Here is a 20,702-nt window from a genome sequence, read left to right on the forward strand (position 1 = left end):
GGCCGGGGACTGCCGCCCGACGTGGCGTACGTCGCGGGCCTCGGCGGGCCGCCGCCCGCGCCCCGGGCCCGCCGCCGCCCCGGGCCGGTCCTGATCGCCGCCGCGGCCTGTGCCGTGGTGCTGGTCGTCGTCGTGCTGCTGCTGACCGGCTGAACGGCACCATGACCGGCCGGTGCGAAGGGCCGCACGGCCGAAGCGTCCCCGTGAGCGGGGAGTGACCGGTTGTGCGCGATGCCACGGGGGGCCGGGCGGCCGCGGGGTTCCGGGTCGGATAGCCTGACCGACGGATATCTCTTCACATCAAGATTCAGGGATGTCCCGCACCAGGGGCCAGGAGCCCCCACCGCCAGCTGTCTAACGGAGATCGCCATGACCCGCACTCCCGTGAATGTCACCGTGACCGGCGCAGCCGGCCAGATCGGCTACGCGCTGCTCTTCCGCATCGCCTCCGGCCACCTGCTCGGCCCGGACGTGCCGGTCAACCTGCGTCTCCTGGAGATCCCCCAGGGGCTGAAGGCCGCCGAGGGCACCGCGATGGAGCTCGACGACTGCGCCTTCCCGCTGCTGCGCAACATCGAGATCACCGACGACGCCAACGTCGGCTTCGACGGCGCGAACGTCGCCCTGCTCGTCGGCGCCCGCCCCCGTACCAAGGGCATGGAGCGCGGCGACCTGCTCTCCGCCAACGGCGGCATCTTCAAGCCGCAGGGCAAGGCGATCAACGACAACGCCGCGGACGACATCAAGGTCCTCGTCGTCGGCAACCCGGCCAACACCAACGCGCTCATCGCGCAGGCCGCCGCCCCGGACGTCCCGGCCGAGCGCTTCACCGCGATGACCCGCCTGGACCACAACCGCGCGATCTCGCAGCTGGCCGCCAAGACCGGTGCCGCCGTCTCCGACATCAAGAAGCTGACGATCTGGGGCAACCACTCGGCCACCCAGTACCCCGACATCTTCCACGCCGAGGTCGCCGGCAAGAACGCCGCCGAGCTCGTCAACGACGAGGCGTGGCTCGCCGACTCCTTCATCCCGACCGTCGCCAAGCGCGGCGCCGCGATCATCGAGGCCCGTGGCGCGTCCTCGGCCGCCTCCGCCGCCAACGCCGCCATCGACCACGTGTACACCTGGGTCAACGGCACCGCCGAGGGCGACTGGACCTCCATGGGCATCCCGTCGGACGGCTCCTACGGCGTCCCCGAGGGCATCATCTCGTCCTTCCCGGTCACCACCGAGAACGGCACCTACAAGATCGTCCAGGGCCTGGACATCAACGAGTTCTCCCGTGCGCGCATCGACGCGTCGGTCAAGGAGCTCACCGAGGAGCGCGACGCGGTCCGCGAGCTCGGCCTGATCTGATCCACCGCCCGCCCGCGCGGGTACGCACACGCCCCCGGCAGCCGTCTGGCCGCCGGGGGCGTGCTGCTTGCCGCCTTCAGACCTTCCGCAGTTCGTCCGCGATCCCGCGCACGGCCGCCACGGCCCGGCGCTGGAGGCCGGGGCCGAAAGTGATCCGGGTCGCGCCCAGTTCACCGAGGCGGCGCGGGCCCGGTCCTTCCGGGCGGGCCAGCGCGTTCAGCGGCCGCCCCGGCAGGGCCTCGGCCAGCCGGCCGAACAGCTCCGGCGGGGCGGCGATCGGGTAGACGCAGTCCGCGCCCGCCGCCGCGTACAGCCGGGCCCGGCGCAGGGTCTCCGCCGCCGGGTCCGTACCGTCCGGCACGCCGGTGACGTAGCAGTCGACCCGGGCGTTCACGAACAGCGCGTCCCCGGCCACCGCGCGCACCTCGGCCAGCCGGTCCGCCTGCCGTGCGGCGTCCACCAGGACACCGTCCGCCGTGTCCTCCAGATTGCAGCCGACGGCCCCCGTGGCGAGCAGCCGCTCCACCAGCTCGCCGGCCGCCAGCCCGTACCCGCCCTCGATGTCGGCGGTCACGGGTACGGACACGGCCCGGGCGATCCGCGCCACCGCCGCGAACATCTCGGCGGCGGGCGTCCGCCCGTCCTCGTACCCGAGCGAGGCCGCGACCCCCGCGCTCGGGGTGGCGAGCGCGGGGAACCCCGCGTCGGCGAAGACCCGGGCACTCGCCGCGTCCCACGGGCCGGGGAGGACCAGCGGGTCGCCCGGGGCGCGGCCGTGGTGCAGGGCCCGCAGGCCGGATGCCGTCATCGCGCCGGTCAGCGGTGGTCGCCGGGCGTGTAGTGGCCCGGGACCATGCGGGTGGACACGGCGAACCGGTTCCAGGCGTTGATCGTGATGATCGAGGCGATGAGGTGGGCCAGCTCCTCCTCGCCGAAGTGCTTCGCGGCCCGCGCGTACACCTCGTCCGGCACGAAACCGTCGGTCAGGACGGTCACCGCCTCGGTCAGCTCGATCGCGGCGATCTCCTTCGGCGTGTAGAAGTGCTGCGACTCCTCCCACGCGCTGAGCTGGACGATCCGCTGCATCGACTCGCCGGCCGCCAGCGCGTCCTTGGTGTGCATGTCCAGGCAGAAGGCGCAGTGGTTGAGCTGCGAGGCGCGGATCTTCACCAGCTCGGCGATCACCGGGTCGGTGCCCTTGCGGGAGGCGGCCTCCAGCCGGGCCATCGCCTTGTAGACGTCGGGGGCGTGCTCGGACCAGGTCATGCGCGGGGTGTGCTCGGGGCAGTACTCGTTCGTCGTCATACAGAAGAAGCTACGCGGCCAGTGGCGCACCGGTATGGTCCATTTCCATGACGGATCAGCGGGCCACTTTCGGCGCCGACCTGCACATCGACCCGACCGGCGCGACCGGCCTGCGGGCCGGCCTGATGGACGCCCTGCGCGAAGCGGTCCGGACCGGCCGGCTGGCCCCCGGGACCAGGCTCCCGTCCTCCCGCACGCTCGCCGCCGACCTCGGCATCGCCCGCAACACCGTCGCCGACGCCTACGCCGAACTGGTCGCCGAGGGCTGGCTCACCGCCCGCCAGGGCTCCGGCACCCGGGTGGCGCGCCGCGCCGAGTCGCGCCCGGCGACGGCGAAGGCACCGCGCCCCCGCCCGCCCCGCACCGCCCCGGCGTACAGCCTGATGCCGGGCTCGCCGGACCTGGCGACGTTCCCGCGCGCCGAGTGGCTGAAGGCGGCCCGCCGCGCCCTGTCCGCCGCCCCCAACGACGCCTTCGGCTACGGCGACCCGCGCGGCCGCATCGAGCTGCGCACGGTCCTCGCCGAGTACCTGGCCCGGGCGCGCGGGGTGTACGCGGACCCCGAACGCATCGTGGTCTGCGCCGGCTTCGTGCACGGCCTGATGCTGCTGGGAAAGGTGCTGCGCGGGCGCCGGGTACGGGAGGCGGCGGTCGAGTCGTACGGCCTCGACGTGCACACCCGCCTGCTCACCGAGGCCGGGCTGCGCACCCCCTGCCTGCCGCTCGACCACCTCGGCTCCCGCACCGGCGAACTGCACACGCTGCGGGGCGCGGGCGCGGTGCTCCTGACGCCCGCGCACCAGTTCCCGACCGGGGTCCCGCTCCACCCCGACCGGCGGGCGGCGGCGGTCGACTGGGCGCGGAGCACCGGCGGGCTGATCCTGGAGGACGACTACGACGGGGAGTTCCGCTACGACCGCCAGCCGGTCGGCGCGCTCCAGGGCCTGGACCCCGAACACGTCGTGTACCTGGGCACCGCCAGCAAGTCCCTGGCACCGGGGGTGCGGCTGGGCTGGATGGTGGTGCCGCGGAACCTGGTCGGCGAGGTCACCGCCGCGAAGGGCCTCAGCGACTGGTCATCCAGCGCGCTGGACCAGCTGACGCTCGCGGAATTCCTGGCCTCGGGCGCGTACGACCGGCATGTGCGCTCCATGCGGCTGCGCTACCGCAACCGCCGCGACCAGCTCGTCGCGGCCCTGGCGGAACGGGCCCCCGCCATCCGGGTCAGCGGGATCGCCGCCGGGATGCACGCCGTGCTGGAACTCCCGGAGGGCGGCGAGGCGGAGGTGATACGGGCGGCGGCCTGGCAGGGCCTCGCGGTCGAGGGCCTGGCCCACTTCCGCCACCCGGACGCCGAACTGCGGCGCGAGGCGCTGGTCATCGGCTACGGCACCCCGACCGACAGCGCCTGGGCGGGCACGCTGGACGCGCTCCTGCGGGTGCTGCCGTAGGGGGCGGGCGGGGCCCGCCCCGCGCGGGGCGGCCGGTCAGCCGCGCAGCACCTCGCGCAGCTGCTCCAGGCCCCAGTCCAGGTCCTCCTTGGCGATCACCAGCGGCGGGGCGATCCGGATCGTGGAGCCGTGCGTGTCCTTCACCAGGACCCGGCGCTCCATCAGCTTCTCGGAGATCTCCCGGCCCGTGCCCCGGTCCGGATCGATGTCCACGCCCGCCCACAGCCCCCGTCCCCGTACGGCCCGCACCGGCCCGCCGCCGACCAGCAGGCCCAGCTCGTGGTGGAGGTGGTCGCCCAGCTCGGCGGCCCGCTGCTGGTACTCGCCGGTGCGCAGCATGTCGATGACCTCCAGGGCCACCGCGCAGGCGAGGGGGTTGCCGCCGAACGTCGAGCCGTGCTCCCCGGGCCGGTACACGCCGAGCACCGCCGCCGACGACACCACCGCCGACACCGGCACCACCCCGCCGCCGAGCGCCTTGCCGAGGAGGTACATGTCCGGCACGACGCCCTCGTGCTCGCAGGCGAAGGTCCTCCCGGTCCGGCCCAGGCCCGACTGGATCTCGTCGGCGATGAACAGCACGTTCCGCTCGCGGGTCAGCTCCCGGATGCCGGGGAGGTAGCCGGGCGGCGGCACCAGCACCCCCGCCTCGCCCTGGATCGGCTCGATCAGCACCGCCACGGTGTTCTCGGTCATGGCCTCCCGCATCGCGGTCAGGTCCCCGTACGGCACGATCTCGAAGCCCGGCGTGTACGGGCCGAAGTCGGCCCGGGCCTCGGGGTCCGTGGAGAAGCTGACGATCGTGGTCGTCCGGCCGTGGAAGTTGTCGGCGGCGACGATGATCTTCGCCATGCCGTCCGGTACGCCCTTGACCCGGTAGCCCCACTTGCGGGCGGTCTTCACGGCCGTTTCCACGGCCTCCGCCCCGGTGTTCATCGGCAGCACCGTCTCCATGCCGCACAGCTCGGCCAGACCCGTACAGAAATCGGCGAACCGGTCGTGGTGGAAGGCCCGCGAGGTGAGCGTCACCCGTTCCAGCTGCGCCCTCGCCGCGTCGATCAGCCGGCGGTTGCCGTGGCCGAAATTGAGCGCCGAGTATCCGGCGAGCATGTCGAGGTAGCGCCGGCCCTCGACGTCGGTCATCCAGGCCCCGTCCGCCGTGGCGACGACGACGGGCAGCGGGTGGTAGTTGTGCGCACTGTGCGCCTCGGCGCAGGCGATGGCGTTCTCCGTGGTCGACACGGGATCTCCGTTCGGTCGTCGTGCGGTGCGGGCCGGGGTGTGCCCACTTTGTATCGTCGGTCGGATCCCCACCGAGGAAACCTCCACTTCGCGGCGCGCCCGCGTCTTCCCCTGCCGGGATGCGGGTGGCGCGTGGGCCGATGTCCGGGCCTCCCGCAGTCCGAGGCCGAAAGGCTTCTTGTGCCTACAGACTGTGCGGGTAGCGTTACATCACTCCGCAGTCGGTGATGCGTATGCAAAGGGGGACGCATGTCATTCAGGGAGGACGGGACGCGGCTCAAGGCGGATGCGGTGCCTCGCGAGGAGGCGGCTCCGATGCGGCTTGCCTCTGCCGAGCCCGGACCCCTTACCGCTTGGAATGTGACCGGCACGGATTTAGGACTGGCGGACGGGCCGATACGGACCAAGGCGTCCGGAATGCGTACGGCGAGCTCCGAAGCCAATGAGAAGTCGAAGCTCGACGACGCGGAAGCGGTGGGGAAGCTGCACTCCGGGTGGTTCGCCGGTGCCGCGAGCAACGACTGCGTGGCCGCCTGGCAGAGGCATCTGCACGGACTCAGCGACCTGGTCGAGGACGCTGCCGCCGCCTTGACCAAGGCGATGGACAGCCAGATCAGCGAAGACGTGTCCCTTGCCCAGCGGCTCAGGGCCCAGGCCGACTGGCTGGAGGACGCCTGATGGTTTCCGTGAGCGAGCTGAGCAGCGCCCAGCCCGGTAAGTGGCGAGATGCCGCCGACGACGCAATCGCAGCCGCGAAGCAATGCGAAGGCATCAGCTCCTATGCCCGGGACGAAGTCGCTTCCACACTCGGGCAGTGTTGGGTGGGAGACACCGGGCGCGCGGCACGCGGCCGTTTCGTGAAGCACGCCGACGACTACGAAGCGGCGTCCATGGCGCTGCGCGCCATGGCAAGGGCCTACGACGGCCTGGCCGACGACATCACCGACGCACAGCGGGACCTGACCGGCGCCCTCGACTACGCCCGCACCCATGAGCTGAAGGTCGACGACAGCGGGCGGGTGCAGTTGGCCAAGACCGTGGCCGTACCGGCAGGCAGCACGGGGCACCTGGAACCAGTGCTGCATGCCCAGGGCATCATCGACGACGCCCTGGCGAAGGCGAGCCGTGCCGACGTCGATGCGGCACGCGCCCTGCGGACCGTCGAAGGTCTCACGGACATAGCCGACCCCAAGCTCGTCAAGGAGGCGCTCGACGGCGACAGCCCGTTGAGCATCGCGCTGCGTCTGGCCGGTGGAACGGACGGGCTGCACCCGGTCAACGTGTCGCCCGCCCAGCTGGCCGCGGTGGACAGAGCCGCCCGCGAGACGGGCATGAGCAGAAAACTACTGCTCGCCATCATCTGGCAGGAGCAGCAGTGGTACCAGAACCACAACCCCAGTCTGCGCGGGCCGCTCAGCTCGTTCGGCCGGTTCTTCGACTGGACCCTCCAGCAGACCGTCAAGCCGGACAAGTCGCTCGGCATCACGCACATGAAGCTGGAGACCGCCAGGGCGGTCATCGCGAACAATCGGGGAGCGTTCATGCTCTCGGACGGTACAAACCTCGCGGACCTCAACGACTCTCAGCTCACCAAGTACATCGAGGAGAATCCCGATGAGGACGTCCGGCTGAGCGCCTATCACCTCAAGGAGTTGCAGGGGCAGCCCTACGGTGCTGAGACCGACAAGCAGTTGTTCACGCTCTATGCCGCGGACACCCCGGACGTCCGGGAGAAGAACGAGCAGTACGGTGACGAGTCCGGAGCGCGAGGCGCCGACATCAAGGTCCGCGGGGAGAACTGGGACAGGCTCGAGCCCCACCTCGACGACGCGATGGCCTGGGAGGCGCTGAGCGACGAAGAGCGCGCCAAGGCGATCCGGCAACTGGAGTCGGACACACCCGCCGGACACCATGTTTCCATCGAGCCGGTCTACGCGGCGGGCGGTCCCACGACAGGGACCGGCAGCGGTGACCCGGAACCAGGAACGCCGTCACCCAGCCCCGGGCCGGCGCCAACACCCCCTGGGAACAACTGAGTACATGAAGAAGACGAGCTTCGTTCTCGCGGCCCTCGTTCTCGCTGTCGGCCTCACTGCCTGTGGCCCGACGGAGACCAAGGGTTCCCGTCCGCGCACTCCGATGCCCAGCAGTGTTCCCACGGAGCCGGTGTTTGCCACGGCGGACGATGTGATGGAGGCCATGGGTGACGGTGGGCTCGAGTGCAGGCTTCTGCGTCGCGCACGGGCGAATTTCGGCTCGGGACTCGACTGCGTCGCCGAGATCATGGGCACGGAGGTGGAGAACGAGATCCAGGTACTCGACCCTGCCAGGTTCAGCCGTGACGACATCGGCGACTCCATCGCCGCCGGGCGCGAGGTGTACAAGCACACGATCGTGGCTGCGGGCAACTGGTTCATCTGGGTCAGGTATCCCGTGTTCGCCCCGCAGGTCGCCAAGGCCCTCAAAGGCGTCGTCCTGCCCCCCACAGGCCAGGGGCAGCGGAGCTGAGAACGCGGACCGCGCCACGTCCTCGGCGTCCTCGCGCCTTTCCTCCACCGGCTGCCCGAGATGGCCCGCGCACCTGAGACAATGACTTCCATGGCCTCTGAACGTCCCCGTGTGCTCTCCGGAATCCAGCCCACCGCAGGCTCGTTCCACCTCGGCAACTACCTCGGCGCGGTGCGCCAGTGGGTGGCCCTGCAGGAGTCCCACGACGCCTTCTACATGGTGGTCGACCTGCACGCGATCACCGTCGCCCAGGACCCCGCCGAGCTGCGTGCCAACACCCGGCTCGCCGTCGCCCAGCTGCTCGCCGCCGGGCTCGACCCCGAGCGCTGCACGCTCTTCGTCCAGAGCCATGTGCCCGAGCACGCCCAGCTGGGCTGGGTCATGAACTGCCTGGCCGGGTTCGGCGAGGCGTCCCGGATGACGCAGTTCAAGGACAAGTCCGCCCGGCACGGCGCCGACCGCACCACGGTCGGCCTCTTCACCTACCCGATGCTGATGGTCGCCGACATCCTGCTCTACCAGGCCGACCAGGTCCCGGTGGGCGAGGACCAGCGCCAGCACCTGGAGCTGACCCGCAACCTCGCCGAGCGGTTCAACGGCACCTACGGCGACACCTTCACCATCCCGGACCCGTACATCCTGAAGGAGACGGCGAAGATCTACGACCTCCAGGACCCGTCGTCAAAGATGAGCAAGTCGACGGCGAACCCGAAGGGTCTGATCAACCTCCTGGACGAGCCGAAGGCCACCGCCAAGAAGGTGAAGAGCGCCGTCACCGACACCGACACGGTGATCCGCTTCGACCGGGCCGAGAAGCCGGGCGTCAGCAACCTGCTGACCATCTACTCGACGCTCACCGGCGCCTCGGTGCCGGAGCTGGAGCAGAAGTACGAGGGCAAGGGCTACGGCGCGCTGAAGACGGACCTCGCCGAGGTCATGGTCGACTTCGTCACACCCTTCCGCACCCGCACCCAGGAATATCTGGACGACACCGAGACGCTGGACTCCATCCTGGCCAAGGGCGCGGAGAAGGCCCGGGCCGTCGCCGCCGAGACCCTGGCGCGGACGTACGACCGGATGGGCCTTCTCCCGGCGAAGCACTGAGTCCAAGGACCCTGGCGGCGAGGCACTCGCAGGCGGCACACTGGCGGCGGGAAGCTTGCGGCCGTCCGTGGCTGAAAACAGACCACCGAGGATTGAGGAGAACGACGTGGGGACCGTAACGCTCGGCGTTTCGATCGCGGTCCCGGAGCCCTACGGCAGCCTGCTCCAGGAGCGGCGCGCGAGCTTCGGGGACCCTGCCGCACACGGCATTCCCACCCACGTCACCCTCCTGCCGCCGACCGAGGCGGAAGCGGCCTGCCTGCCCGCGGTCGAGGCGCACCTCGCCTCGATCGCGACCGGCAGCCGCCCCTTCCCGATGCGGCTGTCCGGCACGGGCACCTTCCGCCCGCTCTCGCCGGTGGTCTTCGTCCAGGTCGTGGAGGGCGCCTCGGCCTGCTCCTGGCTCCAGAAGCGGGTCCGGGACGCCTCCGGCCCGCTGGTGCGCGAGCTCCAGTTCCCGTACCACCCGCACGTCACCGTGGCACACGGCATCCCCGAGGCGGCGATGGACCGGGCGTACGCGGAGCTCGCCGACTACGAGGCGTCCTGGACCTGCGGTTCCTTCGCCCTGTACGAGCAGGGCCCCGACCTCGTCTGGCGCAAGATCAACGAGTTCCCGTTCGGAGCGGGCGGCATCAGCCCCGCCGTCCCCGCGCAGAGCGGCAGCTCCCTCGACGCGCCCTCGTTCCAGCCGTAGGGACTCCTCATACCGGCAGGCGGCGGAACAGCGGCCTCGGCACGTGCCGCAGCGCCGACATCACCGCGCGCAGCGCTCCCGGCACCCAGACCGTCTCCGACCGCCGCCGCAGCCCCGTCACGATCGCGTCGGCCACCGCACCCGGCGTCGTCACCAGCGGCGTGCGCGTGAACGGGATCGTCGCGAGCGGGCCCCCGGCAGTCCCCCGGGCCCCGGCTCCCCGGACCGCCGCCGCGTCCGGCACCACCAGCCCCGGGCGCACCACCATCACGTGCACCCCCGTGCCGTGCAGCGCGTCGCCGAGGCCCTGGGTGAACACGTCCAGGCCCGCCTTGCTCGACCCGTAGATGAAGTCCGCCCGCCGGGCGCGCTCACCGGCCACCGAGGACAGCACCACCAGCGAGCCGTGCCCCTGCGCCTGGAGCGCGCCGGCGCACACCAGCCCGGCGGAGACCGCCCCGGTGTAGTTCGTCTGGGCGACCCTGACCGCCGCCAGCGGTTCCTCCTCGTCGCGTTCCTGGTCGCCCGGGATGCCGAAGGCGAGGAGCACCATGTCGATGTCGCCCTCGGTGAAGATCTTGCCCAGGACCGTCTCGTGGGACTCGGTGTCCAGGGCGTCGAACGCGACGGTCTGCACGTACGCCCCGCGCCCGCGCAGGTCGTCGGCTGCGGCGTCCAGCGCGGGGGAGGGGCGGCCGGCCAGCCAGACCGTGCGGGTGCGGTGGGCGATCAGGCGGCGTGCCGTGGCGAGCCCGATCTCCGACGTGCCGCCGAGGACGAGCAGGGACTGCGGGGCACCGAAGGCATCCTTCACGGGAACGCTCCTTACAGGGGAAGGGGGGAGTGGGACGGGGGCGCCGTTCACAGGGACAGCCGGCGGGACAGGTCGGAGCGGAACGCCCCGTTCGGGTCCAGCTCGGCCCGCAGCGCCAGGAACGCGGGCAGCCGGGGGTACATCGCGGCGAGCGCGCCGGGGCGCAGCCGGGAGTCGTCCGTCAGGCAGACCCGGCCGCCCGCCGCCGCCACCTCCTCGTCCAGGGAGTCGAGGAAGCGGGCGAGGCGCGGCAGGCCGGCCGGCAGGTCGAGGGCGAGGTTCCAGCCGGGCGCCGGGAAGGACAGCCAGCCGGGGCCGCCCGCGCCGAACCGCCTGAGCACGGCCCGGAAAGACGGGCAGCGGCTGCGGGCGATCCGCCCGACGATCCGGCGCAGCGTCTCCTCCTGCCCGTGCCCGACCAGGAACTCGTAGTGCACGAGACCGCCCGTGGCCGAGACGCGGTGGGTGTGGGGCGTCGCGTCCAGGGCGTGGAAGAAGGCGGAGAGCGGCCGGAGTTCACCGGTGCGGGACCGGGGCGCGGAGCGGTAGCCGACCTCGTTGAGCGCGGCGGCGGAGAGCCGTCCGAGCAGACCCGGCAGGAGCGGGAGGGCGGCGGGGCCGCGTGCCGCGCGGACGGTGAGCGGTGCGTGCCGGGCGTGCGCCGGGAGCGCGTGGACGGGGGCGTGGTCCGCCCGGACCAGGACCGCGCGCCCGGTCGCCCGGCCCCGGGCGGTGAGGTCGACGCGGGCGTACTCGTAGGCGTGGCGGCCGCCCCGCGCCATCCGGGCCAGCAGGTCGTCGAGTCCGGTGGCCCGTTCGGTGTCGACCGACATCAGCGACGTGGCGACGGGGCGGAACCGGAGCGTGGCCGACAGGATCACCCCGGTCAGCCCCATGCCGCCGGTGGTCGCGTCGAAGAGCGGGGTGCCCGGGCGGACCGTACGGACCTCGCCGTCGGCGGTGAGCAGCGCGAACTCCGCCACGTGGCGGGAGAAGGAGCCGGCGGCGCGGTGGTTGTCGCCGTGGGCGTCGGAGCCGATCGCGCCGCCCACCGTCACGTACCGGCCGCCGGGCGTCACCGGCAGGAACCAGCCGAGCGGCAGCATCACCTCGCGCAGCCGGTGCAGGGTCACGCCCGCGTCGCACACCACGAGCCCGGACGCCGCGTCGATCGTCCGGACGCGGTCCAGCGCCGTCATGTCGAGGACGGAGCCCCCGGCGTTCTGCGCGGCGTCGCCGTGCGACCGGCCCAGGCCGCGGGCGATCGAGCCGCGCGGCCCGCAGCCGAGCACCGTCGCCGCGGCCTCCTCGTGACTACGGGGACGGAAGCGCAGCGCGGTCGTCGGGGCGGTGCGGCCCCAGCCGGTCAGGGACACGGTGTCGACAGACATAAGGGTGACCGTATCGTCCGGGAAAACACCTTTGCCGGATTTGTTACAGCACTCACCGAAATGGGTGATTGAAGGTGCGTCATCTCCTCCACTGCCCACCGGGCTTCGGTTTTCGCGGGCGGGGAGGGTAGTCGTACGTCATGGACTGGCTGAAAAAACTCCCCGTCATCGGGCCACTCGTCTCCCGGCTGACGGAGACGCACGCCTGGCGCAGTTACGAGACGCTGGTGCGGGTGCACTGGGCCAGGCTCGCCGCCGCGATCACGTTCATCAGCTTCCTGGCCCTGTTCCCGCTGATCGCGGTCGGCGCGGCGATCGGTGCCGCGCTCCTCTCGGACAAGCAGCTGGACGAGATCGAGGGCAAGATCGCCGAGCAGGTGCCCGGCATCTCCGACCAGCTCGGCATCGACAACCTGGTGGCCCATGCCGGGACGGTCGGTCTGGTGGCCGGCGCGCTGCTGCTCTTCACCGGTATCGGCTGGATCGGCTCGATGCGGGACTGCCTGCGCGCGGTCTGGGAGAGGGACGACCTGGACGAGGGGAACCCGGTCATCCGCAAACTCAAGGACGCCGGGGTGCTGTTCGGCCTCGGCGGCGCGGCCCTGGTGACCCTCGCGATCTCCTCGGTCGGCTCCGTGGCCGTCGGCTGGGTCGCGGACCTGCTCAACATCCCCGAGAACGGCGCGGGCGGGGTGCTCCTGCGGATCGCCGCCCTGCTGGTGGCCGTGGCCGCCGACTTCCTGCTGCTGCTCTACCTGCTGACCCTGCTGCCCGGCGTCGAACCGCCCAGGCGCCGGCTCGTGGTGGCCGCGCTGCTCGGCGCCATCGGGTTCGAACTGCTCAAGCTGCTGCTCGGCAGCTATATGCAGGGCGTCGCCTCCAAGAGCATGTACGGCGCCTTCGGCGTGCCGATCGCCCTGCTGCTGTGGATCAACTTCACGGCGAAGCTGCTGCTGTTCTGCGCCGCCTGGACGGCGACGCCGAGCAAGGAGGACGATCCGGCGGTGGACGCGGAGAAGGAACCCGCGCCCGCCGCCCGGGAGGTCACGGGCGGGGACGGCGACGCATCAGGTCCGGCAGCGGCCAGCGCCGGTTGACCAGGAACACTCCGCCGGCCAGCAGCACCAGCACGCCGCCGACGATGCCCAGCGCGATCCCGACCCCGCTGGAGCCTTCGGTGGTGGTCGCGGCCTGCGCCGCCCGGTCCGGCCCGTTCCCGCCCTTGGGGTTGGCCGCCGCGTCGGCCTCGGCGCCCTTGCCGGCGCCGGCGGTGTCCGTACCGGTCCCGGTCACCGCGGACTTCGGCGGGACGAGCTCACCCACCGGGGTGACCTTGCCGCTCGCGGCGAACCCCCAGTCCAGCAGCTTGGCCGCCTCCTTGTAGACGGCGTGCGCCTCGTCGGACGACGGGTTCATGACGGTGACGAGCAGCACCTTGCCGTTGCGCTCGGCGACGCCCGTGAAGGTGTTGCCGGCGTGCGTCGTGTAGCCGTTCTTGACGCCCGCGATGCCCTTGTACGCGTCGACGCCGTCGGCCCCGGTGAGCAGTCGGTTGGTGTTCTGGATGCCGAAGCTCTCGCGCTTCTCGCCCTTCTTCTTCTCGCCGGGGAACTGCGCGGTCGCCGTCGAGCAGTACTCGCGGAAGTCCGCGTTCTGCAGGCCGTCGCGGGCGAAGAGCGAGAGGTCGTACGCGCTGGAGACCTGCTTCGGCGCGTCGTACCCGTCGGGCGACACCACGTTCGTGTCCAGCGCCTGGAGCTCGACCGCTCGCGCCCGCATGGCCTCGACCGTCTTCGGGACGCCGCCGTACATCGCGGCCAGCACGTGCACCGCGTCGTTCCCCGAACGCAGGAAGACCCCGAGCCACAGGTCGTGCACCGTGTAGCTGAGGTCCTCCTTGATGCCCACCAGGCTGCTGCCCTCCCCGAGGTCGGCGAGGTCCTCGTCCTTCACCGTGTACTCCCGCGTCTTGGGCAGGAGCGCCGGGTCCCCCAGCAGGGTGTCCGCGAAGAGCATCTTCAGCGTGGAGGCCGGGGGCAGCCGCCAGTGCGGGTTGTGCGCGGCCAGCACCTCGCCCGTCTCCGCGTCCGAGACCATCCACGACCGGCCCGTCAGCTTCTTCGGCAGGACCGGGGCGCCCGCGCCGAGGTTGACCTGGGTGCCGGCCCGTCCGAGCTGCTCGCCCCCGACCTGGGACATGCCCGACGGAGGCTTGGGCGCGTCGTCCTTATCGGCCGCCGAAGCGGGCGCGACGACGAAAGCGGACAGCAAGGCGGCAGAGGTGACCGCGAGCGCGGCCTTCTTGAGAGCTGGCACGGTCGAAAACGTACATGCAGTTGATGTGAAAATAGGCACCGACGTTATGACCCGCCGGGCGCACCGCCGGGACGGACCACCCCGCCCGAGCCGGCCGGAGCGGGGCGGCGATACTGAGTTCATGAAGCTCAGCCGCCCCGTCTCCTGGTTCCTGCTCGCCTTCGGGGTGTGGAGCTGGTTCATCTGGGTCACCTTCGTTAAAAATCTCTGGAAGGACGGCAGCGGCCTCGCCTTCGACGACTCCGGTGACCCCACTGCCTACTTCTGGGTGCATCTGCTGCTCGCCATCACGTCCTTTCTTCTGGGGACGGCCGTGGGCTGGATCGGGTTCCGCGGCGTCAGGGCTCTGCGGGCCGAGAAGGCTTGAAAGAGCCGGTCCTGAAAAGGGGCTGAACCGGTCGATACAAGGACGAGCAGGGCGGGGTGGCAGGCGTGCGGGTCGTGGGGTTCGCTCTGGTGGCGATCGTGGTGCTCGCGCTGCTCGTGGCCGTGCACCGCTATGTCTGGCGCCGCCTGGTCGGTGACACGACGGCGCCCGGCAGCCCGTGGCGCAGGGCCGGCACGATCGCCGTGTACGCGCTGCCGCTGCTGAGCATCGGCGCCCTGGTCTCCGGCCGCACGGGCACGCCCTTCCGGCTCCAGCAGGTGCTGGCCTGGCCGGGCTTCCTGTGGCTGGCGGCGCTGCTGTACCTGACGTTCGCGCTGCTGGTGGGCGAGGCCGTACGCCCGCTGCTGCGCCGGTGGCTCGCCCGCCGGACGCCCGCCGGACCCGCGCCCGAAGCGCAGGCCGCGCCCGCGTCCCTGCCCGCGCCCGCGTCCCTGCCCGCGCCCGCGTCCCTGCCCGCGCCCGAACCGCAGCCCGCGCCCGAGCCGGAGGCCGCGCCTGAGCCCGCCCCCGTGCCCGGTGACCCGTCGCGCCGGCTGTTCGTGGCGCGGGCGGTCGGGGGCGCCGCCGCCGTCGCCGGGCTCGGGACGGTCGGCTACGGGACGTACGGCGTGCTGCGCGGCCCGCGGGTGAAGCGGGTCACCGTTCCGCTCGCCCGGCTGCCCCGGTCCGCGCACGGCTTCCGGATCGCCGTCGTCAGCGATGTCCATCTCGGGCCGATCCTGGGCCGCTCCCACACCCAGCGGATCGTGGACACGGTCAACCGGACGCAGCCCGATCTCATCGCGGTCGTCGGCGATCTGGTCGACGGATCGGTCGCCGATCTCGGCCGGGCCGCCGAACCGCTCGCCCGTCTCCGCTCCCGGCACGGCGCCTTCTTTGTCACCGGCAATCACGAGTACTACTCGGGCGCGGCCCAATGGGTTGATCACGTAAGGGAATTGGGGCTGCGGCCGCTGGAGAACGCCCGCGTGGAGTTGAGCGGTTTCGATCTGGCCGGAGTCAATGACATCGCCGGCGAGAGCGAGGGGCAGGGCCCCGATTTCGCCCGCGCCCTCGGTGACCGGGACCGGAGCCGCGCGGTCGTGCTCATGGCCCACCAGCCCGTCGTCATCGACCAGGCCGTCGAGCACGGCGTGGACCTGCAGCTCTCCGGCCACACCCACGGCGGCCAGCTCTGGCCCGGCAACTACATCGCCGAGCTGTCCAACCCCACGGTCGCCGGCCTCGACCGCTACGGCGACACCCAGCTCTACGTCACGCGCGGCGCCGGCGCGTGGGGCCCGCCGGTACGCGTCGGCGCGCCCTCCGACATCACCGTGGTCGAGCTCGCCTCCCGGCAGGCGTAATCACCCCCGCACGCCCCCGAAATTGACGGATCGGGTGACCGGTAGTGAACCCTCTGTATTCGACGTAACGGCCGAAGGTTTCGACTCGCGAACAAAAGGCTATGAGCCTCTGATTTTCTCTTCCTGATGTGAAAATCGTGTGATTGGCTGAGCGCGAACGTGCGGTGATCTGCGTATCTGTGCGCGACACCGAGGTGGGGCAGTTAAGGGAGAGCACGGCAATGCGGTCGATCCGGCTACGGATTCTCGCGATTCTCGCGGTTTTGGTCATCGCAGGCGTGGTCGCCTGGCAACTGCTCCCCTCGGATGAGGCGAACACTGATCCGGTCACCGTCGGTACGACCGACGCGGTGACCTCGCTCGACCCGGCGGGCGCCTACGACGCCGGCTCCTGGGCGATGTACAGCAACGTGTACCAGTCGCTCATGACGTTCAAGTCCGGGGCGATCGTCCCCGAGCCGGACGCGGCCGAGAACTGCGGGTTCATCGGCGGGAAGCTTCAGACGTACCAGTGCAAGCTCCGTGACGACATCACGTTCTCCGACGGCAAGAAGATGACCGCCGAGGACGTCAAGTACTCGTTCGACCGGATGCTGGAGATCAAGACGGACGTCGGTCCCTCGGTCCTCTTCCCCAGCCTGAAGAACGTGGTCACCGAGGGCCGGGTGATCACCTTCAACCTTTCGGCGCGCGACGCGACCTTCCCGCAGAAGCTCGCCACGGGCGCCGGTTCCATCGTGGAGAAGGACGCCTACTCGGAGCACAAGCTGCGCTCCGACAACAAGGTCAACGGCTCGGGGCCGTACGTCCTGAAGTCCTACGAGCCCGGCGCCAAGGCCGAACTCGTGCCGAACTCGCGGTACAACGGCGCGGTCAAGACGACCGGCGGCCCGGTCACCGTGCGCTACTACAAGCAGTCCGAGGACCTGCTCGCGGCCTGGAAGTCCGGCCAGGTCGACGTCACGCACCGCCAGCTCCCGCCGTCCACGCTGGCCGCACTGAACCCGGGCGACTCCGACAAGCGCGTCACCGAGGCGGACAGCGCCGAGATCCGCAACCTCGTCTTCAACGTCCGCAAGGACTCCCCGCTCGCCGACCGCAGGGTCCGGCAGGCCATCGCGGCGGTCATCGACCGCGGCCCGCTGGTGAGGGAAGTCTTCAAGGGCACCGTCGACCCGCTCTACTCGTTGATCCCGCAGGGCTACATCGGGCACAGCACCCCGTTCTTCGACGCGTACCCGGCGCCGGACGCCAAGCGCGCCAAGCAGCTCATGCAGGAGGCCGGCGTCCAGACGCCGCTGCCCGTCACCTTCGCCTACCGCGAGGGCGACGAGTACACCAAGGAGACGAAGGAGATCCAGCGTCAGCTGGAGGCGACCGGGCTGTTCAAGGTCAAGACCAAGGCCGTGGAGTGGACCCGGTTCCAGAAGGGCTACGCGTCCGGCGAGTACGACATGTACACCGTCGGCTGGCTCCCGGACTACCCGGACCCCGACACCTTCAGCCAGCCGCTCGTCGGCCGTGACAGCAGCCTCCACAACGGCTACACCAGCAAGAAGATGGACCAGCTGATCAGCTCGACGCTCCAGTACAGCGACCGCAGCCGGGCCACGGCCGACTTCAAGTCGCTCCAGAAGCTGGTCGGCGAGGACGTCCCGCTGGTGCCGCTGTGGCAGAAGAAGGACTACGTCGTCGCCAAGGCGGACGTCGCCGGTTCGCAGTACCTCTCCGACGGCACCGGCATCTGGCGGCTGTGGGAGCTGGGCTGGATCTGATCCGCCGCCCCGCACCGCCGAGCCTCACCGAGCGGCCGCCCCGGACCTCCGGGACGGCCGCTCGGCCGTGTACGCGTCACCCGGCCGACCGCTGGGCCGCGCCCGGCAGGAACTCCTCCAGCACCTCGTGGACCTGACGCACCAGCGGCCGCAGCACCCGGAACCGGGACAGGGCGACGGCCCGGGCGGCGATCGGAGCGGTACGGGCGACGAGGCGGCGGCTGCGTGCGGCACCGTCCGTCCGGTCGTACACCCAGAACAGCACCAGCCCCATGTGCATCAGCCACATCAACGGGGGCAGCAGGGGCGCCAGTTCGGGGTCGGTCTTCGTCGTGGAGCCGCGCAGGCAGCGCTCGTGGATGGCGATCACCGCCTCGCGGGCGCCGACCGACTCCGGTGAGAACGGGCTGAGCGGACTCTCGGGGTCGGCGGCGTTCTTGAAGAACTGAGTGGCGAAGGGGCGGTACCGCTCCGCCACGTCCAGCCAGGTCAGCAGCACCCCGCGCATGCGCGCGGCGAGGTCCTTCTCGCCGTCCAGGACCGGCTGCACCGCCACCTCGTGCTCGGCGGCGAGCCGGTCGTAGAAGCCCTGGACCAGGTGCTCCTTGGACGAGAAGTAGTAGTAGGCGTTCCCCACGGAGACACCGGCCTCCTGGGCGATGGCCCGCATCGTCGTCCGGTCGTAGCCGCGTTCCTGGAAGAGCCGGAGCGCGGTCTCGAGGATCAGGGCGCGGGTCTGCCCGCTCTTGGGGGCCTTGACCGCCATCACGTCCTTCTCTTGCCTCGCCACGGCCCCGAGCGTATCGGGGCCGGCGCCCCCACCCGGGCACGGGCGCCCCGGCCGGCGGCCAGCCCGTTTCGGTGTCGAACTATTCATCATCGAGAACTTCGGTTCCGAAGTACCAAGGCGCTCGGCGTAGGCTGGGCGCATGCAGCGACGCGACTGGACCGACGGGCATGTGGAGCGGTGGCGGCCCGTGCTTCCCGAACTCGATCCGGACGTCGAGGGCGCGGTGACGCGGATGAAGAAGCTCTCCGTCCATCTGCGCCGGGTACGCGAACAGTCCCTGGTCGACTTCGACCTGGACCGCCAGGAGTTCGACACCCTGCACAAGCTCGCCGGACGCGGCGGCAAGGCGGCCCCCTCCGAACTGGCCGCCGACCTCGACCTCGCCCCCGCCTCCGTCACCGGCCGGCTGGACGCGCTGGAACGCCGCGGCTTCGTCCGCCGCACGCCGTCCACCACGGACCGGCGGCGCGTCGACGTGGAGCTGACCGACGAGGGCCGCTCGACGTGGACCGGCGCGATGGACTTCCTCGGGCACGAGGAGGACCGGCTGCTCGGCGTCCTCGACAAGGACGAGCGGTCCCGGCTCAACGACATGCTCCGGCGCATCATGGTGGTCGCCGAGGACCGGGGCGGCGCGGACTGGGACTGACGGCCGGACGCGGGGGCGACCCTCAGCTCTCCTGCGGGCGCCCCTCCGCGACCTGCCGCGCGAACTCCGCCCTGATCCCCTCCGGCCCCAGCGCCAGCAGCTCGCCCACCGCCTCGTTCCACTGCTCGGCCGCCCGCTCCACCCCGTCCCGGAAGCCCCGCCGCAGCGGGCCCCCGGCCGGCAGCAGGGCGAGGGCGGCGACCGGGCGCAGCAGCCACCGGCCGCGCAGCGAGACCGCGGCCTCCACCAGCCACCGGCCCTCCTCGGCCCGCCGGGGCCGCAGATACAGCCGGGCCTCACCCAGCAGGTGCCTCACCCGGGCCGTCGCCGGGGCACGTGCCGCGGGCGGCGCCCCGGGCGGGAGCACCGCCGCCGCCCACCACGCGGTCAGATCGACCCGCGCCTTCCCCGACCCCCGGTGCAACGACCCCGAGCCGTCCGGACCCCACATCCGGCCGTGCGCCTCGAAGAGCCGGGGCCGGTCGGGGCCGGCCAGCCGCAGCGACAGACGGCCGTTCAGGTCCGGCCCGTCCAGCAGCAGTTCCACCTCGCAGGCGCCGGTGCGCCGCCACTCGCGTACGCGCACCGCCATGTGTCCGGCGTCCTCCGGCTGCGCGATCTCGTACCGAGCACCGGCCTTGAGGTGCCGCCCCTTCACCAGCCGCAGGTCCGCGACCGGCTGCCCGTCCGGCAGGAGGACGCCCTCGCCGCGGGCCCGGGTCGACTCGGCGAGATCGCAGAGCAGCGAGGCCAGTTCGGCGACCAGTGCGGGCTCCAGGGCCAGGACGTCGACGGAGTGCCGCAGGACGGTCATCGGGGCGTCCGCCCTCAGATGTTCATCGAGCGGGCGGCGTTGACCTGGGACATCACCATCGCGAAGGTCTCCGCCCGCATGGCGGGGACCATCGTCGAGTGGTGGCGGCCGGCACTGGTCACCGTCACCTGGATGAAGCCGGTCGTCCGCTTCTGCTTCATCAGCAGGAAGAGCAGACCGATCAGACAGAACAGGGCGAAGATGATCGCCAGCACGATCGCGACCGGCGGGATCTTCTCCTCGGTGCGCGACATGTCCGTCGCCGTCCACACCGCGCCCTTGAGGGGCATCGTGCCGGACGGCGTCACGATCGAATCGCTCATCACCGTGATGTCACCGATGGACAGCATCGGCGTCCCGCCGCCCGCAGGGACCAGGCCCGGCTGGCCCGGGTACCCGTACCCCGCGTTCGGGGGCGCCGGGTATCCGTAGCCCGGGGGCTGCGCCGGCGGGCCGGAGAGCGGCTGCGGGTAGCCGTAGACCGGGTTCCCGGCGGCCGGGTAGCCATAGCCCTGGCCGCCCGGGGCGGGGGGAGGGAGTCCCGGCTTCTGGGGAGGGCCCCACTTGTATGAGTCGTCCGCGTACGGATTCGGATCGCTCAACGTTCCCCGCTCTCGTTCTCCCCGCGCACCCCCGTGCGGCGGTTGGTGAACCGGCCACCGGTTCCGCACGACCGTACCGTCCGGGCCGCCGGGGCGCAGCAAAAGGCCCCGCCTCCCGAGGAGTTCGCACTCCTCGGGGGACGGGGCCCCG

Annotated in this window: 21 protein-coding genes; 12 read left to right on the forward strand and 9 right to left on the reverse strand. The window is 71.6% G+C overall.

The genetic code is table 11. The annotated features are described in order from the left end of the window. The first annotated feature begins 369 nt into the window (after positions 1 to 369). Positions 370 to 1,359 (forward strand): malate dehydrogenase, encoded by a 990-nt coding sequence (locus E6R18_RS30635; protein ID WP_136320140.1) that lies wholly within the window; start codon positions 370 to 372, stop codon positions 1,357 to 1,359. A 76-nt stretch (positions 1,360 to 1,435) separates the two neighbouring features. On the opposite strand, the gene E6R18_RS30640 is transcribed toward E6R18_RS30635, so the two are convergent. Further along, the gene (locus E6R18_RS30640) at positions 1,436 to 2,167 is read right to left on the reverse strand and encodes an isocitrate lyase/phosphoenolpyruvate mutase family protein (RefSeq protein WP_136320141.1); all 732 of its coding nucleotides are present in this window, start codon (positions 2,165 to 2,167) and stop codon (positions 1,436 to 1,438) included. Positions 2,168 to 2,175: 8 nt separating this feature from the next. Further along, complete coding sequence (locus tag E6R18_RS30645) at positions 2,176 to 2,664, reverse strand: carboxymuconolactone decarboxylase family protein (protein WP_136320142.1); 489 nt, start codon at positions 2,662 to 2,664, stop codon at positions 2,176 to 2,178. 47 nt (positions 2,665 to 2,711) lie between these two features. On the opposite strand from E6R18_RS30645, the gene E6R18_RS30650 reads away from it, so the two are divergent. After that, positions 2,712 to 4,115 carry a PLP-dependent aminotransferase family protein gene (locus E6R18_RS30650; protein WP_136320143.1) on the forward strand — a complete coding sequence of 468 codons (1,404 nt, stop codon included), beginning with the start codon at positions 2,712 to 2,714 and terminating at the stop codon, positions 4,113 to 4,115. A gap of 36 nt (positions 4,116 to 4,151) precedes the next feature. Here the strand turns inward: E6R18_RS30650 and rocD are convergent, their stop codons facing one another. Further along, positions 4,152 to 5,357 carry an ornithine--oxo-acid transaminase gene (rocD, locus tag E6R18_RS30655; RefSeq protein WP_136320144.1) on the reverse strand — a complete coding sequence of 402 codons (1,206 nt, stop codon included), beginning with the start codon at positions 5,355 to 5,357 and terminating at the stop codon, positions 4,152 to 4,154. 417 nt (positions 5,358 to 5,774) lie between these two features. On the opposite strand from rocD, the gene E6R18_RS30660 reads away from it, so the two are divergent. The 5 genes from E6R18_RS30660 to E6R18_RS30680 all read left to right on the forward strand — a co-directional run bounded on the left by E6R18_RS30660 (position 5,775) and on the right by E6R18_RS30680 (position 9,666). Next, positions 5,775 to 6,035 carry a hypothetical protein gene (locus tag E6R18_RS30660; protein ID WP_136320145.1) on the forward strand — a complete coding sequence of 87 codons (261 nt, stop codon included), beginning with the start codon at positions 5,775 to 5,777 and terminating at the stop codon, positions 6,033 to 6,035. A 179-nt stretch (positions 6,036 to 6,214) separates the two neighbouring features. Beyond that, positions 6,215 to 7,393 (forward strand): hypothetical protein, encoded by a 1,179-nt coding sequence (locus E6R18_RS30665; RefSeq protein ID WP_240799905.1) that lies wholly within the window; start codon positions 6,215 to 6,217, stop codon positions 7,391 to 7,393. A 4-nt stretch (positions 7,394 to 7,397) separates the two neighbouring features. Continuing rightward, complete coding sequence (locus tag E6R18_RS30670) at positions 7,398 to 7,865, forward strand: hypothetical protein (protein WP_240799906.1); 468 nt, start codon at positions 7,398 to 7,400, stop codon at positions 7,863 to 7,865. 90 nt (positions 7,866 to 7,955) lie between these two features. Further along, positions 7,956 to 8,969: a tryptophan--tRNA ligase gene (trpS, locus tag E6R18_RS30675; protein ID WP_136320147.1), complete on the forward strand. Its 1,014-nt coding sequence runs from the start codon at positions 7,956 to 7,958 to the stop codon at positions 8,967 to 8,969. Between the two features lie 106 nt (positions 8,970 to 9,075). Beyond that, entirely contained in the window at positions 9,076 to 9,666 is a 591-nt protein-coding gene (locus E6R18_RS30680; protein WP_136320148.1) for a 2'-5' RNA ligase family protein, read from the forward strand. Positions 9,667 to 9,673: 7 nt separating this feature from the next. Here the strand turns inward: E6R18_RS30680 and E6R18_RS30685 are convergent, their stop codons facing one another. Continuing rightward, positions 9,674 to 10,480: a decaprenylphospho-beta-D-erythro-pentofuranosid-2-ulose 2-reductase gene (locus E6R18_RS30685; RefSeq protein WP_136320149.1), complete on the reverse strand. Its 807-nt coding sequence runs from the start codon at positions 10,478 to 10,480 to the stop codon at positions 9,674 to 9,676. Positions 10,481 to 10,527: 47 nt separating this feature from the next. Then, positions 10,528 to 11,871, reverse strand: a complete 1,344-nt coding sequence (locus tag E6R18_RS30690; protein ID WP_136320150.1) for an FAD-binding oxidoreductase — start codon at positions 11,869 to 11,871, stop codon at positions 10,528 to 10,530. A 140-nt stretch (positions 11,872 to 12,011) separates the two neighbouring features. Between E6R18_RS30690 and E6R18_RS30695 the strand changes: the two genes are divergently transcribed. After that, complete coding sequence (locus E6R18_RS30695; protein ID WP_136320151.1) at positions 12,012 to 12,968, forward strand: YihY/virulence factor BrkB family protein; 957 nt, start codon at positions 12,012 to 12,014, stop codon at positions 12,966 to 12,968. Here the strand turns inward: E6R18_RS30695 and E6R18_RS30700 are convergent. Next, entirely contained in the window at positions 12,916 to 14,187 is a 1,272-nt protein-coding gene (locus E6R18_RS30700) for a D-alanyl-D-alanine carboxypeptidase (protein ID WP_240799907.1), read from the reverse strand. The two genes, E6R18_RS30695 and E6R18_RS30700, sit on opposite strands and share 53 nt — an antisense overlap. A 121-nt stretch (positions 14,188 to 14,308) precedes the next feature. Between E6R18_RS30700 and E6R18_RS30705 the strand changes: the two genes are divergently transcribed. The 3 genes from E6R18_RS30705 to E6R18_RS30715 all read left to right on the forward strand — a co-directional run bounded on the left by E6R18_RS30705 (position 14,309) and on the right by E6R18_RS30715 (position 17,696). Further along, positions 14,309 to 14,554 carry a hypothetical protein gene (locus E6R18_RS30705; RefSeq protein WP_136320153.1) on the forward strand — a complete coding sequence of 82 codons (246 nt, stop codon included), beginning with the start codon at positions 14,309 to 14,311 and terminating at the stop codon, positions 14,552 to 14,554. A gap of 65 nt (positions 14,555 to 14,619) precedes the next feature. After that, complete coding sequence (locus E6R18_RS30710; protein WP_136320174.1) at positions 14,620 to 15,921, forward strand: metallophosphoesterase; 1,302 nt, start codon at positions 14,620 to 14,622, stop codon at positions 15,919 to 15,921. A 221-nt stretch (positions 15,922 to 16,142) separates the two neighbouring features. Then, positions 16,143 to 17,696 carry an ABC transporter substrate-binding protein gene (locus E6R18_RS30715; protein WP_136320154.1) on the forward strand — a complete coding sequence of 518 codons (1,554 nt, stop codon included), beginning with the start codon at positions 16,143 to 16,145 and terminating at the stop codon, positions 17,694 to 17,696. A 76-nt stretch (positions 17,697 to 17,772) separates the two neighbouring features. Here the strand turns inward: E6R18_RS30715 and E6R18_RS30720 are convergent, their stop codons facing one another. Beyond that, positions 17,773 to 18,486, reverse strand: a complete 714-nt coding sequence (locus E6R18_RS30720) for a TetR family transcriptional regulator (RefSeq protein WP_136320155.1) — start codon at positions 18,484 to 18,486, stop codon at positions 17,773 to 17,775. A 139-nt stretch (positions 18,487 to 18,625) separates the two neighbouring features. Here E6R18_RS30720 and E6R18_RS30725 point away from each other — a divergent pair, with 139 nt between their 5' ends. Continuing rightward, positions 18,626 to 19,135, forward strand: coding sequence for a MarR family transcriptional regulator (locus E6R18_RS30725; protein WP_136320156.1), 510 nt, complete (start codon positions 18,626 to 18,628; stop codon positions 19,133 to 19,135). 22 nt (positions 19,136 to 19,157) lie between these two features. Here the strand turns inward: E6R18_RS30725 and E6R18_RS30730 are convergent, their stop codons facing one another. Beyond that, positions 19,158 to 19,949, reverse strand: a complete 792-nt coding sequence (locus tag E6R18_RS30730; protein ID WP_136320157.1) for a hypothetical protein — start codon at positions 19,947 to 19,949, stop codon at positions 19,158 to 19,160. Positions 19,950 to 19,963: 14 nt separating this feature from the next. Further along, on the reverse strand, positions 19,964 to 20,551 hold the full coding sequence (locus tag E6R18_RS30735; RefSeq protein WP_136320158.1) for a hypothetical protein: 588 nt from the start codon (positions 20,549 to 20,551) through the stop codon (positions 19,964 to 19,966). Positions 20,552 to 20,702: the final 151 nt, after the last annotated feature.

It is taken from the genome of Streptomyces sp. A1277, assembly GCF_004795015.1.
GTDB lineage: Bacteria > Actinomycetota > Actinomycetes > Streptomycetales > Streptomycetaceae > Streptomyces.

Excerpts from the sequence above, each read along its gene's own strand:
- E6R18_RS30695 (WP_136320151.1), top strand. The coding sequence starts at position 12,012 with ATGGACTGGCTGAAAAAACTCCCCGTCATCGGGCCACTCGTCTCCCGG.
- E6R18_RS30640 (WP_136320141.1), bottom strand. The coding sequence starts at position 2,167 with ATGACGGCATCCGGCCTGCGGGCCCTGCACCACGGCCGCGCCCCGGGC.
- E6R18_RS30715 (WP_136320154.1), top strand. The coding sequence starts at position 16,143 with ATGCGGTCGATCCGGCTACGGATTCTCGCGATTCTCGCGGTTTTGGTC.
- E6R18_RS30645 (WP_136320142.1), bottom strand. The coding sequence starts at position 2,664 with ATGACGACGAACGAGTACTGCCCCGAGCACACCCCGCGCATGACCTGG.
- E6R18_RS30690 (WP_136320150.1), bottom strand. The coding sequence starts at position 11,871 with ATGTCTGTCGACACCGTGTCCCTGACCGGCTGGGGCCGCACCGCCCCG.
- E6R18_RS30725 (WP_136320156.1), top strand. The coding sequence starts at position 18,626 with ATGCAGCGACGCGACTGGACCGACGGGCATGTGGAGCGGTGGCGGCCC.
- E6R18_RS30660 (WP_136320145.1), top strand. The coding sequence starts at position 5,775 with ATGCGTACGGCGAGCTCCGAAGCCAATGAGAAGTCGAAGCTCGACGAC.
- E6R18_RS30670 (WP_240799906.1), top strand. The coding sequence starts at position 7,398 with ATGAAGAAGACGAGCTTCGTTCTCGCGGCCCTCGTTCTCGCTGTCGGC.
- E6R18_RS30635 (WP_136320140.1), top strand. The coding sequence starts at position 370 with ATGACCCGCACTCCCGTGAATGTCACCGTGACCGGCGCAGCCGGCCAG.
- E6R18_RS30705 (WP_136320153.1), top strand. The coding sequence starts at position 14,309 with ATGAAGCTCAGCCGCCCCGTCTCCTGGTTCCTGCTCGCCTTCGGGGTG.
- trpS (WP_136320147.1), top strand. The coding sequence starts at position 7,956 with ATGGCCTCTGAACGTCCCCGTGTGCTCTCCGGAATCCAGCCCACCGCA.
- E6R18_RS30730 (WP_136320157.1), bottom strand. The coding sequence starts at position 19,949 with ATGACCGTCCTGCGGCACTCCGTCGACGTCCTGGCCCTGGAGCCCGCA.
- E6R18_RS30650 (WP_136320143.1), top strand. The coding sequence starts at position 2,712 with ATGACGGATCAGCGGGCCACTTTCGGCGCCGACCTGCACATCGACCCG.